We start from the raw sequence: 23521 nt of genomic DNA on the forward strand, positions 1-23521 counted from the left end.
AACAAAAAAGAAATTTTTATGAGAAGATTAGTTATACTTATCAGTTTAGTCCTGCTTCTGGCAGTCATTATGTTCCTGTCCGGGTGTAGTCGGGAGAAAGATCCGAAAGAGATCTCGATCGGCTACGTGAACTGGTCGGAAGGGATTGCCATGAGCTACCTGGCTAAAGCGATGTTGGAGGAGCAGGGATACAAAGTCACGTTGAAAAATGCGGACATAGCACCTATCTTTACTTCAGTCGCCGCGGGAAAAGTAGATCTTTTCCTGGATGCCTGGCTTCCGAATACGCATGTCGACTACATGCGGCAATACGGCGACCGGTTGGAAACAGTCGGTGTGCCGTTCGACAATGCCCGCTTGGGTTTGGCTGTCCCTTCCTACGTAACAATCAATACGATAGAGGAATTGGAGACGAATAAGGAACGTTTCAACAACGAAATTATCGGTATCGATATCGGTGCCAGCCTGATGAACCTGACGGAAGATGTCGTCAAAGAATACGATCTGTCACTGAAGCTGATGCCATCGAGCGGGCCGACTATGACCGCTTTTTTGCAGAAGTCGGTCGAGCATAATGAATGGATCGTCGTCACCGGCTGGATGCCCCATTGGATGTTTTCACGGTATAATTTGAAGTTTCTGGAAGATAGCAAAGGAATTTACGGGAATGCCGAACATATTGCAGCCGTTGCCACCAAAGGCTTCTCGCAAACACATCCCGATGTGGCCCGGTTCTTCCGTAACTTCAAGTTCACCGGCGACCAGTTGAGTGAGCTTATGGACATCATGGAGCAGTATCCGATGCAGGAATTGGAAGGAGCGAAAGTTTGGTTGAAAAAGCATCCGGAAATAGTTGATTTATTTTTATCTTCGCAAACAAATCAATTAACTCTGCAAAACGAATATGAAACTGACCGGGAAAATAACATGCCTGTTGCTGGCACTGGCAATCGGTAGTCCTTTTATAAAAGGAGAGAATATGAAAAATTTGAATGTCGTATTTATAGGAAACAGTATAACGGAAGGAGCGTTGATCAAGAACCCTACGCACGATGCTCCGCCCGTCAAGGCTGCCCTGTACCTGACAAAACAACCCTCCGTTACTTCGGTGAAGTACTCAAACCAGGGCGTGAGCGGCTGTACGACTACCGACTATCTGCCCCAGGCGGAAAAACTTTTCCCGAGAGCAAAAGCGGCGGCCGACAAGTTCGCGGACGAAACATGGGCAACGCTGGTCTTCTCCATTATGCTCGGAACGAACGACAGCGCGATTACCGGCCCGAACGGTGCCCCGGCTTCCCCGGAAAAATATGGAGAGAACATGAAGGCGATCGTCGACCAGTTATTGGCGTTATATCCGAATTGCAAGATTGTCCTGCATCGTCCGGTATGGTATAGCCCGAACACCTATAACGGAGCGATGTACCTGAAAGAAGGACTGAACCGTTTGCAGAACTATTATCCTGTATTGCAATCGCTGGTGGCGGACTACGGCAAACGTTTCCCCGGCCAGGTTTTTGTGGGGGATACCGATGGCTTCGATTATTTCAAAGAAAATTATCAAACGGATCTTTTCCCCGAAGACGGGAATGCCGGAACTTTCTACCTTCACCCCAATGAGAAGGGCGCAGCCGTTTTAGGGCAGCTTTGGGGAAAAGCGATCATGAAAGCATTAGAATAGAGAATGGGTTAAATAAGAAATACCTGCGGGCAAAAAAATATCCATCCGGATGGGAAACGAATTTCTTCCGGATGGATTTTTTATTTTTACCGGATGCTGCTTAATGGCAGAAAAGCAACAAGCCGGATTTTAACAGAAAAAATCAATAATAACTAATAACCCATATTTATCTTTTACCCAAGTGATGATCCATAATGGCGATGTGATGTTCGCCATACATCTTGAGCTTCTCTACAATATTTTTGGCCGTTGCTTCTTCTTCAACCTGTTCACGTACAAAACCCCACAGGAAATCCTGGGTAGCCTTGTCCTTCTCGGCTGCGGCTACGTCTACCAGTTTGTCGATCAACTCGGATACATGTACTTCATGCTGGTATACATGTTCGAATATCTCCAGCGGTGTACCGAAGGCTGTCGGAACCACATTGATCTGGTCCAGTTTAACCTGTCCACCCCGTTTGATTGAATAATCGATCATCGAATACGCGTGTTCCAATTCTTCCTGCGACTGCTTTTTCATCCAGTGTGCGCAACCGTCCATACCCAACTGGGCAAAATGAATGGACATCGACAAATAAAGGTTGGAAGACCACATCTCTGCAAGGATCTGCTCATTAAGAGCATCGGATAATTTTCTACTTAAAGTCATAGCTGTATGTTTTATATATGTTTATAGTTTTATTTATAAAACAAACAGCTTCCGGATTTGTTCGGGTAGAATACGATTTGTTGCACTGGATATATGCTATGCTTTATATTAATGTAATAAGAAATCCTTATCTTCGTTTTATAACTAAAAATATCGTATATGAAAAAGAAAATAGAGATACTGATGGCCCGGTTACTGCTGGCCATCCGTTTGCATCCGGTGGAGGTACTGTTGTCGGTTGCCTTCGCACTGCTGGGATGCATCCATTTCGAAAGTGGATACGACTATAAGTTTCTGGAAACCCCGCTGGTTTATTTTCCTGTCCTGTTCCTGGCGACATATACGTTGAACGGACTCTTCTCGCAGACGTCCTACCGCTGGATCTATTACATGTCCGCTCTCTTCTGCCTGCCTTTTTTCTGGTGGACGATGGAGAGGATATGGACACCCCGGTACCTCGTATCGCTTGTCGTGGTGCAACTCATTTACTTGGTGAGCAGCAGAAAGAAAGAGAACGATGAATTCGTGCGCGTCGCCCTCCGGTATATGAAAGCTATGCTGTCGGCCGGACTGTTAGCGGGTATCGCATACCTGTTGGCTGTTTCTATTTACGTCTCCATACAATATATATTCGAGATATGGCAGGGAAGCGACCGGCGGTTCTATACCGAAGCCGCCTATATTATATATATGTGCGCGATGCCCCTGTTGTTCCTGATGTTCAACCAGGCGAAAGAGGAAGGGGCGGAGAGCCGCAACCGCCTGTTCGAGGTTTTACTGAACTATGTACTTTCGCCGGCCCTGTTGATCTATGCGGTGATCCTGTATCTTTACTTCATCAAGGTTGCTGTCCTCTGGTCGCTGCCGAAAGGGGCGGTTGCCTATATCGTTGTCAGCTTCGTTTCGGCTACCTTCATTTTGAAGGGATGCCAGGTCTTTCTTTCGAAACGGTATTACGACTGGTTTTACCGGTATGCCAGCTTAGCCGTATTACCCGCATTGGTGATGTACTGGATCGGTGTCTACTATCGCATCAACGAGTATGGCTTTACGGAGCCGCGCGTTTATCTGGTGGCGGTCGGGGGCATCCTGACCGGCCTTGTCGCACTATTTTTCACCCGGCAGTGGGGGCGTTACCTGTATGCGGCATGCCTGGCTATCGTTTTTCTGTCGGCCGTGACCTATATACCCGGTATCACGGCAGAAGATATCGAACGGATCTCACAAACCCGGCGCGGCAATTATCCCCCGAAGGAGACGACCTACGATTTCCGTTCCTTCATAGAGCTCGATGGCAACGCCCCGGTCGATATTTCCGGTTACCGGACATTGATACCTGTCAGCGGATACAGAAGTGCCAACGGCATGTGGACGACCATCGAGCGGGATACCTTTTATATTTTTAACAAAGCAGAAGATACTGTTTACAGCGAAGATATCTCCACCTTCTGGAATAACCAGCTCTCCAAAGCAGGCATCCAGCCCGGCGACACCATCCCCGAAGAGGCTTTCCCCATTCTTCTTGAGTTTGATATGGACTCGGCAAAGCTCGTTTTCCAGACGATCAGTCTTTACCGCTCTTCGCCCGATTCAGCCTATCGGGTTTCTTACATGACCCCGGCCTGTTACCTGCAAAAGAAATAACCTGTCAGGCGTCCGGCATTCCCGGACGCCTTGATTATGGATTCATTTATTAACAGAAAATAGTACCTTTGCATTTCCTTAATATTATAGTTATGAAGAGATATTGTCAGACATTAGACTTGAAAGACGACGAAAAACTGATACAGGAATACATGTATTGGCACTCGCCTGAGAATTTTTGGCCGGAGATCGGCCAGGGTATCCGCGAAGTAGGCATACTGGATATGCAGATCTACCGCCTCGGTAACCGCCTGTTCATGATCCTTGAAACCCCCGACGACTTCGACTGGGATACCGCCTTCGCCCGCCTCGCCACCCTCGACCGGCAGGCCGAATGGGAAGACTTTGTAGCCCGTTACCAGCAGGTCGCCCCCGGTGCTTCGTCGGCCGAGAAATGGCAGCTCATGGATCGCATATTCAAACTTCCCGAATAAAAATAATCAAATGGAAAAGAAAAACAAACAAAGCTTATTCGCCGCCCCGAACGGTAAATCATACCTACTGCCTTTTATACTTATCACCAGCCTGTTCCTTTTGTGGGGATTCGCTCACGGATTGCTCGACGTACTGAACAAGCATTTCCAGGGCGCATTCACCATGACGAAGGCCGAAAGCGGACTGGTGCAATTCTCTACCTATATCGCCTATTTCCTGATGGCTCTTCCCGCGGGAATGTTTATGAAACGCTACGGATATAAGAAAGGTATCATCCTCGGCCTGTTGCTGTTTGCGGCCGGCGCGTTCGCTTTCATCCCGGCAGCGTTCCTGCATTCGGCCACGCCTTTTCTGGTCGCGCTGTTCATCATCGCCTGCGGACTGTGTATATTGGAGACGGCAGCTAATCCGTACTCCACGATCCTGGGACCGTCGGAGTCGGGCGCACAACGTCTGAACCTCTCGCAGTCGTTCAACGGATTGGGATGGATACTTGGGCCGTTGGTCGGTGGGGCGTTGATCTTCGGAGGTGCTGAGGGCGATGCCTTTGCATTGACAAAGCCTTACATCCTCGTAGGAAGTATCGTGCTATTGGTTGCCGTCCTCTTCTTCTTTACCCGCCTGCCGGAAGTCAAAGTGGAGGATCAGGAAGAAACCCCGGCGGACGTGAAATTGCCTGCCACCAGCATTTGGAAACACCGCCAGTTCGTGCGTGCGGTCGTTGCCCAGTTCTGCTACTGTGCGGCGCAGACCGGGATTTTCAGTTTCTTCATCAACTATGTGACAGAACTCGACCCGCAAATGACGAATATCGAGGCCTCGCGTATCCTGGCTTTCGGCGGTATGGCATTGTTTATGATCGGCCGCCTGTCGGGTAGCTTCACGATGAAATGGATGTCGCCCGGTAAGCTGTTGACCTGGTTCGCCCTGGCGGATGCCGTTTGTATGGCTCTGGTGGTTGTCTCGGCCGGAACGGTTTCTTTGTACGCGCTTTATCTTTCTTTCTTCTTTATGTCGATCATGTTCCCGACCATTTTTGCATTAGGTCTGGAAGGTATGGGGGGCTTCACCAAGAAGGCTTCTTCTTATATCGTGATGGGAGTTGCCGGTGGCGCATTCAGCCCGATGTTGATGGGGTATATCGGAGCGGAAAATATGGCAATCGGTTTCTTCGTACCGTTGGTTGCTTTCCTTTATATTCTTTATTTTGCTATTAAGTGCAAATGAATTTATACAATATGGTACGTTCCAAATAGAGAATCAGAACCTTAACATTCTTTTTCCAATTCTCCGGAGAAAGAAAAAAACAATTGTTAAAAAACAGTGGATAAATTGTACTTTGTGACTTGAAAAATAAAAGGCACGAATGTTAATTGGCATGACTAAAAATAAGGGTCGTTTTTTTTAGTCATTGCAAAGCTAATGAGAAACTTTTAAAAAACAATAGCTATCAAGAAAAAATAATCCTTGATAATCAATTTTTTAAAGCTTGAAATTTCGTTCAATTTCTTATTGCCTATTTCGCCCTCAGAATGACTAAAAAAAACGACCGTTTTTACTAGTCATTTATTCGTCGGCCTAGTAAAGACAATTTAATAACTCTCTGATGGAAATAAGCGACATAAGCAACCCAAAAAGAACACAACAACAAATATTCCTTCGCCTTGCAAATCCCGCTGCAACCCAAAGTCAATATTCGCCGAAGTTCTGCGTTCAGAAGTTTCGCAATGATAATCTTGCGATAAAATCGGTCGCCGAAATTTGTCTATCCCGAAATTACTCGCTCAAACTCTACGGCGAGGCTACAAAAACAGTAAAACATTCACCGCGGATATTTGGTGAAACTATATTTAACTTTTTACCCCGTCAAAGCTCCGCGGTGTATGTTGACGAACATTTTTTGCTTCTCCAAAGGGGGTGGAAATGGCCTTTTCAATAGCTTTTGCTACTTCCAACTACTTTGGCAGTAGTTTTTCATCAAAACTGGCTGAACCGCGGTTCTGCGGAACAACATAATCAATCCATTTTATCAATCTTAAAAAAAATACAATTATGGCAAAGATCCAGACTTTTCCGAAATCACAGTTAAGAAACGGTGAATTCTTAGATGCAGCAAAATCTATCATTCAGAAAATGAATGATACCGACGGGGTAATCGAGCCGGTTAAATCGTTTTTCGATGTATTCAATACTTGTACGGATGAATATGCAAACAGCATCGTCAAACGTTGTATCAATGAATATACAGCAGAGGCTAAAAGACTAAAAAATGAGAATTTAAATAATCGGAGTGTTATTTTTCGCGTAGTTGATGGATACAAAAAATCACGTATCGACGAAAAGCGAAGGGCTGCTATTTCTGTCGATGCGGGTACGAGCGGGTTTAGAAAATGCCGTAACCTTTCAATTGAAAACCTGATACAGGATACTGAACTTTTCATCAATCTGCTTGAAACAGATATCTATAAAGGTAAAGTAACGACACTCGGACTTACCGACCAGTTGGCTTCCCTTAAAGTAATTAATAAAGAAAGTGCAGATGTGGTCATTAATAAGATCTTAGCGAGCAGACGATATAAACGCCCCCGCAAGCCCGAACTTACCCGTGCCGAACTGGCCAAGGCATACGACGAGCTTGTAGACGAACTAAACTCCTACACCCGCCGCAACGGTAACGACAAATATTTCGAACTTTTCAGTTGGTGGAACGCCATGATCGACGAATATCGTATCAAACTATCCGACCGTTATGGTAAGAATGCCGGAGGTAAACTCGACGGCGGCAAAAGTAATACTCCATTTCCCGGCAGCGGTGGCAATGAAGACGACCGTCCCGTGATAGAATGAGTCGATTAGTGATCAAGAAATAAACTCAAATTGTAATATAAAATAAAGGATGAATCATTTACAATCCAATTTTGAATTAGAATATAGTCTATTGGCAAAATTAATGGGAGTAAGTGTAAGCAAGCATTTACTGGATGAACATTTTACCGTTCTCTGGGCAAACGATGCTTATTACGAACTAATAGGATATCCTAAAAAAGAATATGAGGAACTTTTCCACAATCGGCCGGATTTATATCTGGCTGATTGTCCGGAAACAGCCCGGGTAATAACCGATAAAATTCATAATGCCATTGCAAATCAGATAAATGGATACGAAGCAGTAGTCCGTATGCCGGTAAAAGGCGGCTTTAAATGGGTAAAGATAGCCACCACGTTTACCGACCAACTTATCGACGGTGTCAATATAGCTTATACTGTGATGACCGACATCGACGACAGCATGCAGGAACAGCTTATCAAATCGATCACCTATGAAAGCATTCCCGGGTTTGTCTCCCAGCAGAAAATATGCCGCGATGGTCGTTTTGTCCTGCTTGAAGCAAACAAGAAATTTGCCGATTTTGTCGGATTGGGTGAAAACGAGGTTACCTCTTACATCCCTTTTTCCTCCATATCCGACGATGGAAAGAGCATACTCAAAATGAATATTCTCCACATGCGGCAAGGCCAGCCTGTCTATTTCACATTTCACACGAAAGACAGATACGGCATAGACGTCTGCATGCAGATCAGTGGAAAATGTATCCGTTGGGAAGCCGACGAACCGATTTATCTCTTCGTCTATATCGATGTTACGGAACAGTATGAATTGCAGAAAAAACTCAAACAGCAATCCATACAATTGCAGGAAGCGTTGAGGCTGGCAGAGAAGGCTAATAATGCTAAATTGAATTTCCTTTCCAATATGAGTCATGATGTCCGTACTCCGATGAATGCAATCATGGGAATGACGATGATCGCGAAAGCCCATATAAATAATCAGGAAAAGGTTCTCGACTGTCTGGGCAAGATAGACAGTTCGTCGAAACTGCTTCTGAGCTTGATCAACGAGGTACTGGATATGTCGAAGATAGAAAGCGGCAAACTGGTACTGTCGAAACAGGATATCAACATCGGCAACCTCATAGAGGAACTGGTCGTTATGATGCAACCGCAAACCCGAAGCAAACAACATTCCCTGCATATCTATATGCAACATATTAAACATGAAAATGTGTGGGGCGACCTTCAACGTATCAGCCAGGTATTGATGAATATACTCTCCAACGCTATCAAATATACCCCGGAAAAAGGTCTGATAAATATAACGATAAAAGAAGAGGAACTGGATCGGCAAACTGGAATGTACAAATTCATTTTTGAAGACAACGGCATCGGTATGAAGCCTGAATTCCTCGACAAAATATTCCTTCCTTTCAAACGCGCCAACGATGATAAAATAACAAATATCCAGGGAACAGGTCTGGGAATGTCTATCAGTTACAAGATAGTAAAAATAATGGACGGAGATATAGAGATAGAAAGCGAATACGGTAAAGGATCGCGTTTTACGATCAGTATTCCTTTATCTTACAGGGAACAAATCACCGATGAATGGATCAATACCAACGGAAAGAGTATCCTGATAATCGACAATGATGAACTTGCCTGCATCACTACTTGTCGTTACCTCGACGAAATAGGTGTCCCCTGCAATTATGTCTGTTCTGGCCCCGAAGCCCTGGAAAAAATCGAACAGGACTATGAGGAAGGCAAAGATTATTTTGCCATTGTCATCAACCTGAAAATGCCCGGCATGAACGGCTTGGAAACAATCCGGCATATATGGAAGATATTGGGAATGCATATCCCGATCATAATTCTTTCCAACTATGATATCGAAGAATATGAAGAAGAAGCACGCACTATGAAGATTGATTCCTATATGACAAAGCCTGTCTATAAATCGAAACTGGTCCGTATACTAAAGTCTTTTACCCACGAAGGGAAAAAGGAAGTGACACCGGATAACGTATTCAAACTGTCCGATGCCGACTATTCCGATAAACGTATTTTGCTAGTCGAAGATAACGAATTGAATCGTGAAATAGCTATCGAAATCCTCTCGGCAACAGGTGCTACGGTCGATACCGCTACAAATGGACTCGAAGCTGTCGGAATAATGAGAAAAGTTCCTACCGACTACTATAACCTGATCCTGATGGATATCCAAATGCCTGTGATGGATGGCTATGAGGCAACACAGAAGATTCGTCTCCTTCCGAACTTGAATATGACCCGGTTGCCCATTGTCGCCATGACTGCGAACGCTTTTTCAGAAGACATCGTGAATGCCGTCAGGGCCGGAATGAATAACCATCTGTCGAAACCGATCGATATAAAGGCTCTGATGAAGATTCTGAATACATATCTGCGTTAAATTATAGGTATCTGGACGGCAAGCGAGCCGACAGTACCCGTTCCATGCCTCTGACTAAAACCTATTCTCTACTACAAAAGAGGCATGGAGCGCAGATTTTTTCTTTTGCTATCCAAAGTAAGCAATAGGGTAGAAGTTGAGACGTCAGTATATAGTATAAATTTCATCTGAACAATATAAGACAAAGTCTGACGTTTTTTTATAAAATACTGATAGATAAAAGTTATATGAAGAATTATTGTTTTATAAGAGATAATTATATGAAAAATCAATCTTTAGTGTTCAGCCTATTGTTTATGTTCCTATTAGCTGCATGTTCAAATGATGATGATGAATTGAAGGAACACATTATCTACAAATCGAACCCGGAAATTACGATCTCTACCCATGGTGATACCGTATATATTAAAGGATATAATACTTGTACCTCTGTCAATAAGTCTAAAGGTAAATTACCGGATTCCATCGCCGCCGAATTCAGCTTGGATAAGAAATATATTTACGTCACCTATAAGGCTGTTGTCGAATCGTCCGAAATATTAGGAGAAGATTACCTTTTTTCCTCCCCGCTGAATACAGAGATGGAAGGATATAAAGATCCCGAACTGTCGGGAAGAGGATGTATCCAGTCGGGATATGTGACAGAAAATAAAAGATACGGAAATATCTCTACCTATTTCGTCAATGTAACGAGGGAAGTCGGAGGAGAAGTAATGAATCTATGGCTACCTTATCCCCCGGAGGATATTTATTGGAAATGCCGATTGATCGACGCAAGTGAAATATAATATCCGGTCAAATCCCGGCTGTCCCCGAAAGCCTCTCAACTGTCGGTATCGGCCATCCTAAGAGAACGCTTTGCGTTCTAGGAAAGGCCTCAGCGGGTGAGCGTCCGCGGAGGGGAAAGACGAAGCGTGAGGAGGCTGCGCTGTTTGAGCGCAGCGAGTTCGCAGACGACAGCGTAGTCTTTCACCGCAGCAGCGAAGCCGGTGCAGCCTTGATCTTTTGATTACTTTTCTATCAAGAGAAAAGTAATATCTACTGTAACATCTGATAGAGCTTGTCGAGCTTTGGAGCCATAATAATCTCCGTGCGACGGTTTTTGCTGCGACCTTCAGCCGATTCATTGTCGGCGACAGGCATATATTCGCCTCGTCCGCAAGGCTGTATCTGCAACGGATTCACCCCGTAATCCTTCGTCAATATACGAACAACCGATGTCGCACGTATCACGCTCAAATCCCAGTTATCCTTAAACTGTGCCGTATTGATCGGCTTGCTATCCGTATGTCCTTCGATATATACATCTATATCCGTCTGCTTGTTGAGGACTTCCGCCAACTTTGCCAGCGCCTCCTTGCCGCGCTTGTCTACGCGGGCGCTACCCGATTCGAATAATAACTTATCCGACATCGCAACGTACACTTTACCATCCTTCTCCGTAATCGTCAACTCTTCGCTGCTGAAGCCCAGTAATGCATCCTTTACACTGTTCAATAACCGCTGTACCTTCTCGTTCTGAGCGTTAATCATATCCTGCAATTCGTTGATCGTCCGTTCCCGTTCGTTTAATTCCTCCATTTTCTGGCTGAGCAGGCTGTTCAGTTTCTCCTGTTGTGTCATGTTCGAGTTCAGCATCGTCTGGTAATTGCGGATGTTGGAACCCAGCCGTGCCGTATCCCGTTGCAGTGCGGCCAGCCGTTCATTTAGTTTGTCACCGGTATCTTTGCAGTCGACAAGTTGTTCCTGCAAAGCATTCCCGCGGCCAATTGCTTCCAGCCGTCCGTTTTCAGCCTCTAAGTATTTCTTTTTCGTTACACATGATGTGCAAATCAGCAGTGCGGAGACTGCCATGAATAAAACCTTTCTCATTTGACAAATAAATTTTGTGCAATGTAATATATATTACACTTTACCTGTACCCGAATTAAGATATTTGTCAAGAATTAAACTTTAATTAAGGCTGTATGAAGATAAAAGAGATAATAAACTCGATTCTCCCCACAAGGCGATGGAAACTGTTCGCCATAATTGCCGGGGGAGCTATCTGCGGTTTAGGCTTTTATACATTTTATGTATCAAAGGCCTGGAGTTACTTGTCTGATGAGCCGTCTACCTGTGTGAACTGCCATATCATGGGGCCTTATTATGCCACCTGGAACCATAGTTCGCATAGCCGTAACGCCACTTGCAACGACTGCCATGTGCCGCACGAAAATGCTGCGAAGAAATGGTTCTTCAAAGGAATGGACGGTATGCGCCACGCCACTGTCTTTATGATGCGCGGTGAACCTCAGGTGATCCAGGCCATCGACGAAAGCGCCGAAGTGATCATGAACAACTGCATTCGTTGCCACACGCAGCTGAATACCGAATTTGTTAACACCGGACGGGTCGACCACAACATGGCAATGGCCGGCGAAGGGAAAGCATGCTGGGATTGCCACCGCGATGTCCCTCATGGAGGTTCGAACAGTCTCTCATCGACTCCCTCGGCAATTGTTCCTTACCCGAAAACCAATACGCCTGAATGGCTGAAAGATATGCTTAAGTAAAACGAATAAATAAAAATCAACGAATATGGAAAAGAAACTTAAATCATGGCAAGGCTGGTTATTGTTTGCCGGAACAATGGTAGTCGTTTTTGTACTGGGCGTGCTGGCCGCTTCTATCAATGAACGGAGGGCGGAGATCGCCAGTGTTATGAATAATAAGAAGGTAGAGATCACAGGGATCGAGTCGGTGAATGAAAAATTCCAGCCGAACTATCCGCGTGAATATGAAACATGGACACAGACGATGGATACCAGCTTCCAGAGCAAGTATAACGGAAACCAGGCGGTCGATGTACTGGCTGCCCGCCCCGAAATGGTGATCTTATGGGCCGGGTATGCTTTCTCCAAGGACTATTCTTCCCCCCGCGGACACATGCATGCTATCGATGATATGCGTCATACACTGCGTGTAGGTTCTCCGATGACACCCGACGAAGGTCCTCAGCCCGCAACTTGCTGGACTTGTAAGAGCCCGGACGTTCCCCGCATGATGCAGGCTGTCGGTGTGGATAATTTTTATAAGGCTAAATGGGCTTCTATGGGTAACGAGATCGTGAACCCGATCGGTTGTGCCGATTGCCATGAACCTACTACAATGAATCTGCAGATCAGCCGTCCGGCTTTGATCGAAGCTTTCCAGCGCCAGGGACGCGATATCACCAAAGCGACCCAACAGGAAATGCGCTCGTTGGTTTGTGCACAGTGCCATGTGGAATATTATTTCAAGGGTGATGGCAAATATCTGACTTTCCCTTGGGATAAAGGTTTCACGGTGGAAGATATGGAAGCTTATTACGATGAGGAAGGTTTTGCAGACTATACACATAAATTGAGCAAAGCGCCGATCCTGAAAGCGCAGCATCCTGATTATGAACTGGCCATGATGGGGATCCACGGACAACGTGGCGTTTCCTGTGCCGATTGCCACATGCCGTACAAGAGCGAAGGCGGTGTGAAATACAGCGACCATCATATCATGAGCCCGCTTGCAATGATAGACCGAACTTGTCAGGTTTGCCACCGCGAAAGTGAAGAGACTTTACGTAACAACGTTTACGAACGCCAGAACAAGGCAAACGAAATGCGTAACCGTCTGGAAGCGGAACTGGCCAAAGCGCATATCGAAGCGAAGTTTGCCTGGGACAAGGGAGCTACGGAAGCACAAATGGCCCCTGTATTGCAGTTGATCCGCCAGGCTCAATGGCGTTGGGACTTCGGAGTGGCTTCCCACGGAGCTTCTTTCCATGCCCCGCAGGAAATACAACGTATCCTGGGCAATGGCCTGGATAGAACGATGCAGGCTCGTCTGGCAGTTTCCAAAGTATTGGCTAAATTAGGTTACACGGATGAAGTTCCAATGCCGGATATCTCGACAAAAGATAAAGCACAACAGTATATCGGTTTGGATATAGCTTCCGAACGTCAGGCAAAAGAAAAGTTCCTGAACACTGTCGTGCCCGAATGGATCAAAGAAGCAAAAGCAAACAAACGTTTAGCAGATAAGATCTGATTATGTGGAAACAACCGTGGGGATATACCGAAGGGTGGGCTATTAGTATCGGCCTGTTTATTACCGGTGTCGTTTTGCAACTGACGACCGGGAAGGTGGATGCGACGCTTTTCCAGTATCCCCTCAATGCCTTAACAGGTGGAGTGTATTTGTTTTTCTTGATAATGGTTTATGTCGTGAGCCGTAAAGCCGTTGCCTTGCAATGGTTTTACAGCTTGACGGCGAGTATTACGTCTTTGACGGCCTGGATGGTTTTGGTTATCATCATGGGACTGACCCGGCAGATGGCTCCCTCCGCAACGGTTACTCACGGAGGACTACTGTCAGGGTTGGGTTTCATGCAAATGACGGTTTCATGGCCTTTTATGTTACTGTTCTTTTATTTTCTGTCTGTATTGGGGCTGGTCACGATCCGTAAGATCAGCCGTTTCTGCTGGAAAGATACGCCTTTTATATTGAATCATGCCGGCCTCTTCATCACGCTGTTGGCTGCTATTCTCGGTAACGGCGACCTGCAACGTCTCCGCATGACGGCTTCCCTCGATGGTCCCGAATGGCGAGCTACCGACGAAACCGGCGAAATGGTGGAACTTCCTCTGGCTATCGAACTGAAGTCATTTACGATCGACGAATACCCTCCCAAACTATTAGCGATAGATAATACGACAGGTAAAGCCTTGCCGGAAAACAATCCGGAAAACGTATTGGTGGAAAATGCTCCCTTCTCCGGCTGTTTGCTCGATTGGGATATTGAAGTTTCCCATTCTCTACCGCTGGCAGCTTGTGTGCGTAGTATCGATACCTTAAACTTTGTAGCTTTCCACTCCGAAGGTGCTACTACCGCTTTAATGGTAAAAGCCCGGAATAGAGTGGACGGAACGGAGAAAAGCGGGTGGGTCAGTAGTGGCAGTTTCATGTTCCCGTACGTTTCCCTGCCCTTAAGTGATTCTGTAAGCCTGGTGATGCCGGAACGCGAACCCAAACGTTTTGCTTCCGAAGTTACCGTTTACACCAAAAGCGGGGAACGGGCAGATGCACTTATCGAAGTGAACAAGCCGTTAAGTATGGAAGGATGGAAAATCTATCAGCTTAGTTATGACGAAACAAAAGGAAAATGGAGCCGTACCAGTATTTTTGAACTGGTCAGAGACCCGTGGCTTCCAGTCGTATATATCGGTATCCTGATGATGTTGCTTGGTTCTGTCTGTCTCTTTGTTTTAGCCCCTGGGAATAAACAGGGGAAAATGGCCGCTAACGATACAAAAACTGTGTGATTATGGAATGGAGTCATTTTATATATTTCTCTTTGCCTGCCGTGGCTTGCTGGTCGATAGGGGCAGCTATGGCATATCGCCCGAATAAATCCGGGCTGGTGCTTCTATGGACAATCCTTGGACTGGCAATCTTTATGGCATTCATTGTCGGAATGTGGTTGTCGCTCGAACGTCCGCCGCTCCGTACGATGGGAGAGACTCGTTTATGGTATTCTTTCTTTCTGCCTGTGGCCGGGATCATAACGTATATGCGTTGGCGGTATAAATGGATTTTATCGTTTAGTACGGTTTTGTCATTCGTCTTTATCTGTATCAATATCTTTAAACCGGAGATACATAACAAGACGTTGATGCCTGCTTTGCAAAGTCCGTGGTTTGCCCCGCACGTTATTGTCTATATGTTTGCGTATGCGATGCTGGGGGCTGCGGCTGTCGTTGCCATTTATTTATTGGTTCGTTCAAGGAAGACTGCGATCGATCCGAACGTGATGAGCCTATGCGATAATCTGGTGTATGTAGGAACCGCTTTCCTTACTATCGGAATGCTCTTCGGGGCGCTCTGGGCCAAAGAGGCTTGGGGACATTACTGGGGCTGGGACCCGAAAGAAACATGGGCTGCTGCTACGTGGCTGGGAAATCTATTATACATTCATTTTCGGCTTCATCGGCATACGCGATATAAGGCGGCTCTCGGATTATTGGTATTTGCATTTCTTCTCCTGCAGGTATGTTGGTTCGGTGTGAATTATCTGCCGTCGGCACAGGGAAACAGTGTGCATGTTTATAATATGGAATAAGAAGTGTATTGGTATAATATTGAACTTATAAAAACTTAAAACATAATCGATATGAAAAAACGGATGATTGTATTTTCCGGATTACTATTGTTAGGTTCGGTGTGGATGAAGGCTGATGAAAATGAAACAGCTAAAGATAAGGAGAACACATTCTCCATGAGTGCACAGATACGTCCGCGGGCGGAATACAGGAATGGGGCATCCAATCCTCGTGAAGAAGGACAGACCCCAACAGGTTTCATCAGTAATCGTGCCCGTCTGTCTATGAACTATGAACGCGATCGTCTGTCTCTGGGTCTTTCTGCCCAACATGTCGGTGTATGGGGACAAGATCCGCAGATCGACAAGAATGGTCGTTTTATACTGAACGAAGCTTGGGCTCAACTTGATTTCGGTCATGGTATCTTCGCCAAACTTGGTCGTCAATCCCTGATTTATGATGACGAACGTATCCTTGGCGGATTAGACTGGAATGTCGCTGGCCGTTATCATGATGCTCTAAAACTAGGGTATGAAAACTCTCAAAACAAACTACATTTGATTTTAGCTTTTAATCAGAACAATGACAACAGGAATGCAGGTGGAACCTACTATAATCCGGGAGCCCAACCTTATAAAAACATGCAGACTTTATGGTATAAGCATGTTTGTAGTAAAGTTTTCAATGCTTCTTTTATGTTTATGAACCTGGGGTTGGAAGCGGGAGATCCGGAGACTCAAAAGTCTGACACTAAATATATGCAATTACTTGGAACAAACCTGTATTATGCTCCGGGCGACTGGACATTTGGAGGAACTTTCTATTATGAGTTCGGAAAGAACATGGCAAATCGCGATGTATCCGCTTTTCTTTGGGCCTTGAATGCTGCTTATAAGATCAATTCACAATGGAGCATAGCTCTTGGTAGTGACTATTTGAGCGGTGCAAACAATACAGATGGTCCGGATGCCAAATATAAAGCTTTTGATCCATTATATGGAACGCATCATAAGTTTTATGGAGCAATGGATTATTATTATGCAACACCTTTCAAGACAGGCTTTAATCCGGGGCTATGGGATAATCAGGTGAAACTAGCCTATAATGTTTCTTCAAAGGTTAATCTGTCATTAGCATATCATTACTTCTCTATCACCAGTGACTTGGTGATAGATAACAAAGAATTGGGTCGTGGTCTGGGTTCCGAAGTCGATCTTCAGGTAGACTGGCAGATCATGAAGGATGTCAAACTATCCACCGGATATTCAACAATGTTCGGTACTTCAACTATGGAAATTGTAAAAGGAGGCAGTAAGGGCAGTTGGCAAGACTGGGGTTGGCTGTCGTTAAACATAAACCCACGCATATTTATGGCGAAGTGGTGATTTGTTTGTGTCGGAAATGTTCTTAACTTTGTATAAACATTTCCGACACTAAATCTATACTGATGGACATAACCGATATCTTTAAAATACCTCTGTTCAGGAATTTTACGCAGAAAATGCAAGAAGATTTTCTTGAAAACCTTGAGTATACGCTTGAAAACTATCCGAAAGGAAAAACTATTATCCATCAGGGATCTCCCTGTCAGGCTATACATGTATTGTTGGAAGGCAAATTGAACGTTGATGTTGTCGATGTTTCCGGGGTGGAAGTCCGGGTAGAAGTAATCCAGGCCCCACGAACCTTTGCCACGCCTCATGTCTTTTCCGAAAAGAATCTTTTTCCCGCTACATTTTCTGTTGAGGAAGACGTCGTACTGATGAAGATAGCCAAAGACTCTTTTTTTAAGATGATGCATTCAATGCCTCTATTGCTCCATAACTTCCTATGTGTAAGTACGAGTTGTAATAAATGTACTATGACTCGTCTCCGTGTATTGTCTTTCCGTGGAATCCGTAGCCGCTATATTTATTATTTATTGGATCATTTGAAAGAGGGAGAAGATATAGTGGATATGGAACACAATCAGGTACAGTTAGCTGAATATTTCGGTGTAACGCGGCCGGCTCTATCTAAAGAAATAGGCAAACTGGTCGATAGTAATTTTATCAGTATTTCCCGTGGGAAAGTAAAAATATTGAATAAACAAGCCTTGATCAGTCTGCTTTAGATTTCATATTATATATGTAGCCTTCTTGCAGAAACGAATAATATTGTACATTTGCCGTTGTTTTCAGAAACCAAGCGAGATGGGAAAAGTATTGATCATTGACGACGAGAAACAGATTTTAAATTTACTGTCACGTATTATTGAACTGGAGGGTTATGAAGTCCTTCAGGCTTCTTGTTGCAAAGCAGGATTAAAACAACTGGAGCAGTATAGTCCGGAAGTCGTATTGTGTGATGTTCGACTACCCGATGGAAGTGGCGTGGAGTTGGTTACAGAATTGAAGAAGTCGCGCCCTCTTTCTGAAGTGATCTTATTGACTGCACACGGGAATATACCGGATGGTGTGCAAGCTATAAAGAACGGAGCCTTTGATTATATAACTAAAGGTGACGACAATAATAAAATTCTTCCATTGATCGCTAAGGCAACGGAAAAAGCAACGGCTGCCTATTGTTTGGCAAAAGTATCAAAATCTCCCGTAGGTCAACAGTATTCGTTTAATACAATTGTAGGAAAGTCTCCGGCTATTCAGGAAGCGATAGCATTGGCTCGTAAAGTAGCTCAGACCGATGTTCCCGTTTTGCTGACGGGCGAAACCGGTACAGGTAAAGAAGTCTTTGCACAATCCATCCATCAGGCTAGCAGTCGTCAGGGGAAAGCATTTGTTGCAATTAACTGTTCGTCTTTCAGTCGTGATTTGCTGGAGAGCGAAATGTTCGGCCATAAAGCAGGAGCATTTACCGGTGCTATGAAGGATACGAAAGGGTTATTTGAAGAAGCGAACGACGGAACGATCTTTTTGGATGAAATAGGTGAAATGGCTTTTGATTTGCAGGCAAAATTATTGCGTATACTCGAAACCGGTGAGTTTATAAAAATTGGAGATACACGTCCGGTCAAAGTAAATGTGCGTATAATAGCAGCCACAAACCGGGATCTGTCAAAGGAAATTGCCGAAGGACATTTTCGTGAAGATTTATTCTATCGTTTGTCAGTGTTTCAAATCCACCTGTCGCCGCTACGCGAACGCATTGAAGATATTCCGCTGCATATAAAATCTTTTGTAGATTCTCTATCTGTCAAGATGGGAAAGATTATTCAAATTGTTTCACCTGAATATATCAATATTCTGAAACAACATAGTTGGAAAGGAAACGTGCGAGAGCTCCGCAATGTTGTTGAACGCAGCCTGATCATAGCCGATGGCAATACACTCACTCCAGAGTCACTCCCGTTAAACTTGCAGCATCCTGAAATGGCGAATTCCGACACTTATTCCGGCTTCGACTTGAGTGGAGTTGAAAAAATGCATATCCAAAAGGTTTTAAAGTATACAAACGGCAATAAAACCGAGACATCCCGTTTGCTGGGTATCGGCCTGACTACCTTGTATCGAAAGATAGAAGAATATAAATTGCAATTATAGCAATATGCTTCAACTACAGTTTATTGATTTGAACCATTTAATACCAGTATGATATCATGAAAAGGCCTTGGGTTTCTAAACTTGTTTTTTATCTGTATTTTCTATGTGTGTTCACTCTTCACGCACAGAATAATATTCATTATTACTTTAAAACACTGGATATAAAAGATGGTCTTTCACAAAATACCGTGAATACCATTTTGCAGGATAAACAAGGTTTTATGTGGTTTGGAACCAAGGACGGATTAAACCGTTTCGATGGACTGTCTTTTCGTATTTTCAAAAAAGAAGAATCAGATTTAGGTAATAACTTTATAACGGCTCTTCATGAAGATAAAGCGGGTAATATCTGGGTCGGTACTGATGCCGGTGTATTTATATATGATCCTATGTTAGAAACTTTTACCCGTTTTGATGTGGTTAGCAATACTGGAAGTGTGATTGAACGGGCTGTCACTATGATTGGAGAAGATGAGAATAATGATATATGGATATCCGTAGATTATCAGGGATTGTTCCACTATCACCTTCGGGATAAACAATTGACTAATTATTTAGATAGGGATGAACATGGAAATAAATTAGCCAATGTAACCCGCTTTTGGTTTAATGGAAATACTTGCTGGTTTAGTCTGTACGATGATAATCTATACTATACAGAAGATAACTTTAAGACCGAACCTATTTCTTTTAAAGATATTAATGGTCATGAACCATTTAAAGATGATATAATAAATACCCGGATTATAGGCTCCCACAATTGTATGTATATTGGTTCTTCCAATGGATTAACAGAAGTCAATATGACAACGCGTAAAGTTCGTCGGTTGCTGGATTATTATGTTCGTGATATTCAGTTTAAATCAGACAAGGAACTATGGGTAGGGACAGAGTCCGGTTTATATATTTATGATCTGGGTAAAGAAAGCCATATTCATTTGATGCAGTCAAATGAATATGATCCCTATGCATTATCTGATAATGCGATTTACTCTTTGCATCGCGATAAAGAAGGAGGTATGTGGATAGGCTCTTATTTTGGAGGGGTGAATTATTATCCCCGGCAATGGACTTATTTTGAAAAGTTTTATCCCCGCGAAAATATAGAAAAGTTCGGACGCCGTGTTCGTGAATTTTGTGAAAGTAATGATGGTACTTTATGGATCGGTACGGAGGATAAAGGGCTGTTTAATTTTGATCCCGCAACAGGAAAAATAGAACCATTCCAACATCCGTTGATTTATCATAATGTACATGGTTTGTGTCTGGACAATAATTATTTGTGGGTCGGTACTTTTTCCGGTGGCTTGATCCGTATAGACTTATCAACCAAACAACTTAAACATTATCAGAAAGGCCTTGACGTTAATTCTCTGGATGCGAACAATATTTTTTCCATATACAAAACAACAACCGGAGATTTATGGATCGGTACTACATCTGGATTACTAAAATATAACCGTGCTACAGATGATTTTACGCGTATCCCGGAACTGACCAATATGTTTGTTTATAACATATTAGAAGACTTTAATGGTAATCTATGGTTAGCCACTTATTCAAATGGAGTTTTTCGCTATGATATCAATAGAAAAGAATGGAAGAACTTCGTTTATCAGTATAATGACTCAACTTCTTTACCGTATGATAAGGTTATCAGTATTTATGAAGATAGCCAGAAGCGTTTATGGTTTATGACTCAAGGGGCGGGCTTTTGTCGCTTCAATCCTCAAACAGAAGATTTTACCCGCTATGATATGTCAAAAGGCTTTCCTTGTAATATTATTTATAAGATGTTGGAAGATAACCAAGGAAATTTCTGGTTGACAACAAACAACGGGTTGGTCTGTTTTAATCCGGATACGAATTATAAACGGGTGTATACTACGGCAAATGGGTTGCTTAGCAATCAGTTTAATTATCAATCGGGCTATAAAGACAAGAGAGGGCATCTTTATTTTGGTAGTATAAACGGGTTTATAGCATTTGATCCGGCTACATTTGTTGAGAATAGATTTATTCCTCCTGTAGTCATTACGGATTTCTTTTTATTTAATAAACGACTTCCTGTTAACCGGGAACATTCTCCATTAGAAAAAAGTATCACTTGTTCGGAAGAAATAGAGTTGGATGCTGATCAAAATTCTTTTTCTTTTCATACAGCAGCTTTAAGTTATCAGGCTCCTGAAATGAATCAGCTGATTTATAAACTGGAAGGGTTTGATCAGGAATGGTATACTGTGGGACGAAATGCTTTGATTAATTATTCAAATTTGCCATATGGAACTTATTGGTTCCGTTTGAAAGGTTCAAATAGTGACGGTAAGTGGAATGAAATTGAGCGTACTTTGAAGATTCATATATGCCCTCCTTTTTATTTGTCTACCTGGGCCTATATATTGTATTTCTTATTGCTTATCATTTCCATAGTTGGGGTTATTTATTATTTCAGGAAGAGAAACAGACAAAAGCATCAACAAGCGATGGAGAAGTTTGAGCGGGAAAAGGAACGTGAGTTGTACACTGCTAAAATTGACTTTTTCACGAATGTGGCACACGAGATCCGAACTCCGCTGACATTGATAAAAAGCCCGCTTGAAAATGTACTGGTTTCTCAAAATATACCGGGGGAAATACGTGATGACCTTGAAATTATGGATCTGAATACTAACCGTTTGTTAGATCTTGTCAATCAGTTGCTTGATTTCAGAAAAACGGAGACTCAAAAATTTAAGTTGAACTTTGTTAATTGTGATATTGCAGGATCTTTACAACAAATATATACGCGTTTCACTCCTTTAGCTCGTCAAAAAGGATTGGAGTTCACAATTGATTGTCCTGAGCAATTGTATGCCTCGGTAGATCGCGAAGGTCTGACGAAAATAGTAAGTAATTTGTTTTCAAATGCTATAAAATATTCTGAGACTTATATTCATGTGAAGTTATTGCATAATACAATAGATGAAACCTTCGTATTGTCAGTTTGCAATGATGGCAATGTTATACCATTGGAAATGCGAGAAAAGATTTTTGAACCATTTATACAATATAAAGACGGCATATCGAATATGATATCAGGTACAGGTATTGGGTTGGCTTTAGCACGTTCATTAGCAGAGCTTCATGATGGGACATTATCAATGGATGATTCTGTAGAGTATAATTGCTTCCTTTTAACTTTACCCCTTAATCAGGAACATACAATCGCAGTAGTGAAAAATGACCGGGAAACTCAGAATATATTAAAAGAAGAGTTACAAACAGTTCGGAAACAGAATCGCCATACCGTATTGGTCGTGGAGGACAATCCCGAAATGTTATCGTTTGTAGTTAAGCAATTATCTCCGGTTTATTTGGTCTTAACGGCTACAAATGGAGTAGAAGCGTTGGATGTGCTTGAAAATCAAATAGTAAATCTGGTTGTTTCGGATATAATGATGCCGGAAATGGATGGATTAGAGTTGTGCGACCATATTAAGTCTGATTTGAATTACAGTCATATACCGATTATTTTATTGACAGCAAAGACAACTATGCAATCAAAAATAGATGGTTTAAAATCCGGTGCAGATGCTTATGTAGATAAACCTTTCTCTGTTGAGTATCTGAAAGTGGCTATAGCCAATCTTCTGATGAATCGTGAGAAATTACATGCCGCTTTTGCACATTCTCCATTTGTTCAAACAAATACGATGGCAATGACGAAAGCGGATGAATCATTTTTGAAAACATTAAATGATGTTGTCATGACCAATATGCAAAATCCGGATTTCAGCCTGGATGATATGGCAAGTTTGTTAAATATGAGCCGGTCGAGTTTGAATCGTAAAATAAAAGGATTGTTGGATATGACTCCGAACGACTACATCCGTTTGGAGCGATTGAAGAAAGCGGCGCAATTATTGAAGGAGGGAGAATGTAAAGTAAACGAGATTTGCTATATGGTAGGCTTCAATACACCTTCTTATTTTACTAAATGTTTCCAGAAACAGTTTGGTATCTTACCTAAGGATTTTGTGAAATAAAACGATCAGATAATAAAATAGAACAATAGGATCAAACGCCTTCAGAAAACACTCTGAAGGCGTTTTTTGATTATATAATTGTATTAATTGGAAAAATAGTTGCAGTTGTTATTGTCATATTGAAATACATTTGCGATCAGGAGTTCTAAACAAAAATAAATAA

Annotated in this window: 18 protein-coding genes; 16 read left to right on the plus strand and 2 right to left on the minus strand. The window is 43.2% G+C overall.

The window, feature by feature from the left end:
* Positions 1 to 18: 18 nt before the first annotated feature.
* Together M1P97_RS21955 and M1P97_RS21960 are read left to right on the plus strand one after the other, a co-directional pair.
* Positions 19 to 957 carry a glycine betaine ABC transporter substrate-binding protein gene (locus M1P97_RS21955; protein ID WP_249390207.1) on the plus strand — a complete coding sequence of 313 codons (939 nt, stop codon included), beginning with the start codon at positions 19 to 21 and terminating at the stop codon, positions 955 to 957.
* Positions 958 to 979: 22 nt separating this feature from the next.
* A complete protein-coding gene (locus M1P97_RS21960) occupies positions 980 to 1681 on the plus strand; it encodes a GDSL-type esterase/lipase family protein (RefSeq protein WP_394803938.1) in 702 nt (233 codons plus the stop codon).
* 166 nt (positions 1682 to 1847) lie between these two features.
* On the opposite strand, the gene M1P97_RS21965 is transcribed toward M1P97_RS21960, so the two are convergent.
* Positions 1848 to 2330, minus strand: a complete 483-nt coding sequence (locus tag M1P97_RS21965; protein ID WP_195374542.1) for a ferritin — start codon at positions 2328 to 2330, stop codon at positions 1848 to 1850.
* 159 nt (positions 2331 to 2489) lie between these two features.
* Between M1P97_RS21965 and M1P97_RS21970 the strand changes: the two genes are divergently transcribed.
* From M1P97_RS21970 to M1P97_RS21995, 6 genes are all read left to right on the plus strand, one after another.
* On the plus strand, positions 2490 to 3974 hold the full coding sequence (locus tag M1P97_RS21970) for a DUF4153 domain-containing protein (RefSeq protein WP_249390208.1): 1485 nt from the start codon (positions 2490 to 2492) through the stop codon (positions 3972 to 3974).
* Between the two features lie 92 nt (positions 3975 to 4066).
* Positions 4067 to 4408 carry an L-rhamnose mutarotase gene (locus M1P97_RS21975; protein ID WP_075558471.1) on the plus strand — a complete coding sequence of 114 codons (342 nt, stop codon included), beginning with the start codon at positions 4067 to 4069 and terminating at the stop codon, positions 4406 to 4408.
* Between the two features lie 10 nt (positions 4409 to 4418).
* On the plus strand, positions 4419 to 5636 hold the full coding sequence (locus M1P97_RS21980) for a sugar MFS transporter (RefSeq protein ID WP_249390209.1): 1218 nt from the start codon (positions 4419 to 4421) through the stop codon (positions 5634 to 5636).
* 825 nt (positions 5637 to 6461) lie between these two features.
* Entirely contained in the window at positions 6462 to 7256 is a 795-nt protein-coding gene (locus tag M1P97_RS21985) for a DUF6261 family protein (RefSeq protein ID WP_249390210.1), read from the plus strand.
* A 49-nt stretch (positions 7257 to 7305) separates the two neighbouring features.
* Positions 7306 to 9678: a response regulator gene (locus tag M1P97_RS21990; protein ID WP_249390211.1), complete on the plus strand. Its 2373-nt coding sequence runs from the start codon at positions 7306 to 7308 to the stop codon at positions 9676 to 9678.
* A gap of 260 nt (positions 9679 to 9938) precedes the next feature.
* Positions 9939 to 10466: a hypothetical protein gene (locus M1P97_RS21995; protein WP_195374547.1), complete on the plus strand. Its 528-nt coding sequence runs from the start codon at positions 9939 to 9941 to the stop codon at positions 10464 to 10466.
* Positions 10467 to 10716: 250 nt separating this feature from the next.
* Here the strand turns inward: M1P97_RS21995 and M1P97_RS22000 are convergent, their stop codons facing one another.
* On the minus strand, positions 10717 to 11550 hold the full coding sequence (locus M1P97_RS22000; RefSeq protein ID WP_195374548.1) for an OmpA family protein: 834 nt from the start codon (positions 11548 to 11550) through the stop codon (positions 10717 to 10719).
* 95 nt (positions 11551 to 11645) lie between these two features.
* Between M1P97_RS22000 and nrfH the strand changes: the two genes are divergently transcribed.
* The 8 genes from nrfH to M1P97_RS22040 all read left to right on the plus strand — a co-directional run bounded on the left by nrfH (position 11646) and on the right by M1P97_RS22040 (position 23358).
* Positions 11646 to 12233, plus strand: coding sequence for a cytochrome c nitrite reductase small subunit (gene nrfH / locus M1P97_RS22005; RefSeq protein WP_249390212.1), 588 nt, complete (start codon positions 11646 to 11648; stop codon positions 12231 to 12233).
* Between the two features lie 25 nt (positions 12234 to 12258).
* Positions 12259 to 13743: an ammonia-forming cytochrome c nitrite reductase gene (gene nrfA, locus M1P97_RS22010; protein ID WP_249390213.1), complete on the plus strand. Its 1485-nt coding sequence runs from the start codon at positions 12259 to 12261 to the stop codon at positions 13741 to 13743.
* A gap of 2 nt (positions 13744 to 13745) precedes the next feature.
* Positions 13746 to 15017, plus strand: coding sequence for a cytochrome c biogenesis protein ResB (locus M1P97_RS22015; RefSeq protein ID WP_249390214.1), 1272 nt, complete (start codon positions 13746 to 13748; stop codon positions 15015 to 15017).
* A 2-nt stretch (positions 15018 to 15019) separates the two neighbouring features.
* A complete protein-coding gene (gene ccsA, locus M1P97_RS22020) occupies positions 15020 to 15814 on the plus strand; it encodes a cytochrome c biogenesis protein CcsA (RefSeq protein WP_249390215.1) in 795 nt (264 codons plus the stop codon).
* Between the two features lie 51 nt (positions 15815 to 15865).
* Entirely contained in the window at positions 15866 to 17179 is a 1314-nt protein-coding gene (locus tag M1P97_RS22025) for an alginate export family protein (RefSeq protein WP_249390216.1), read from the plus strand.
* Positions 17180 to 17241: 62 nt separating this feature from the next.
* Positions 17242 to 17907, plus strand: a complete 666-nt coding sequence (locus M1P97_RS22030; RefSeq protein ID WP_195374554.1) for a Crp/Fnr family transcriptional regulator — start codon at positions 17242 to 17244, stop codon at positions 17905 to 17907.
* A gap of 79 nt (positions 17908 to 17986) precedes the next feature.
* Complete coding sequence (locus tag M1P97_RS22035) at positions 17987 to 19333, plus strand: sigma-54-dependent transcriptional regulator (protein ID WP_249390217.1); 1347 nt, start codon at positions 17987 to 17989, stop codon at positions 19331 to 19333.
* 56 nt (positions 19334 to 19389) lie between these two features.
* Positions 19390 to 23358: a hybrid sensor histidine kinase/response regulator transcription factor gene (locus tag M1P97_RS22040; RefSeq protein ID WP_195374556.1), complete on the plus strand. Its 3969-nt coding sequence runs from the start codon at positions 19390 to 19392 to the stop codon at positions 23356 to 23358.
* Positions 23359 to 23521 lie beyond the last annotated feature (163 nt).

It is taken from the genome of Parabacteroides leei (assembly GCF_023369805.1).
Lineage (GTDB): Bacteria > Bacteroidota > Bacteroidia > Bacteroidales > Tannerellaceae > Parabacteroides > Parabacteroides leei.

Coding starts and splice junctions, on each gene's coding strand:
- nrfH (WP_249390212.1), top strand. CDS start 11,646: ATGAAGATAAAAGAGATAATAAACTCGATTCTCCCCACAAGGCGATGG.
- ccsA (WP_249390215.1), top strand. CDS start 15,020: ATGGAATGGAGTCATTTTATATATTTCTCTTTGCCTGCCGTGGCTTGC.
- M1P97_RS21965 (WP_195374542.1), bottom strand. CDS start 2,330: ATGACTTTAAGTAGAAAATTATCCGATGCTCTTAATGAGCAGATCCTT.
- M1P97_RS21990 (WP_249390211.1), top strand. CDS start 7,306: ATGAATCATTTACAATCCAATTTTGAATTAGAATATAGTCTATTGGCA.
- M1P97_RS22015 (WP_249390214.1), top strand. CDS start 13,746: ATGTGGAAACAACCGTGGGGATATACCGAAGGGTGGGCTATTAGTATC.
- M1P97_RS22040 (WP_195374556.1), top strand. CDS start 19,390: ATGAAAAGGCCTTGGGTTTCTAAACTTGTTTTTTATCTGTATTTTCTA.
- M1P97_RS21975 (WP_075558471.1), top strand. CDS start 4,067: ATGAAGAGATATTGTCAGACATTAGACTTGAAAGACGACGAAAAACTG.
- nrfA (WP_249390213.1), top strand. CDS start 12,259: ATGGAAAAGAAACTTAAATCATGGCAAGGCTGGTTATTGTTTGCCGGA.
- M1P97_RS21955 (WP_249390207.1), top strand. CDS start 19: ATGAGAAGATTAGTTATACTTATCAGTTTAGTCCTGCTTCTGGCAGTC.
- M1P97_RS21985 (WP_249390210.1), top strand. CDS start 6,462: ATGGCAAAGATCCAGACTTTTCCGAAATCACAGTTAAGAAACGGTGAA.
- M1P97_RS22030 (WP_195374554.1), top strand. CDS start 17,242: ATGGACATAACCGATATCTTTAAAATACCTCTGTTCAGGAATTTTACG.
- M1P97_RS21980 (WP_249390209.1), top strand. CDS start 4,419: ATGGAAAAGAAAAACAAACAAAGCTTATTCGCCGCCCCGAACGGTAAA.
- M1P97_RS21960 (WP_394803938.1), top strand. CDS start 980: ATGAAAAATTTGAATGTCGTATTTATAGGAAACAGTATAACGGAAGGA.
- M1P97_RS22000 (WP_195374548.1), bottom strand. CDS start 11,550: ATGAGAAAGGTTTTATTCATGGCAGTCTCCGCACTGCTGATTTGCACA.
- M1P97_RS21970 (WP_249390208.1), top strand. CDS start 2,490: ATGAAAAAGAAAATAGAGATACTGATGGCCCGGTTACTGCTGGCCATC.
- M1P97_RS22035 (WP_249390217.1), top strand. CDS start 17,987: ATGGGAAAAGTATTGATCATTGACGACGAGAAACAGATTTTAAATTTA.
- M1P97_RS22025 (WP_249390216.1), top strand. CDS start 15,866: ATGAAAAAACGGATGATTGTATTTTCCGGATTACTATTGTTAGGTTCG.
- M1P97_RS21995 (WP_195374547.1), top strand. CDS start 9,939: ATGAAAAATCAATCTTTAGTGTTCAGCCTATTGTTTATGTTCCTATTA.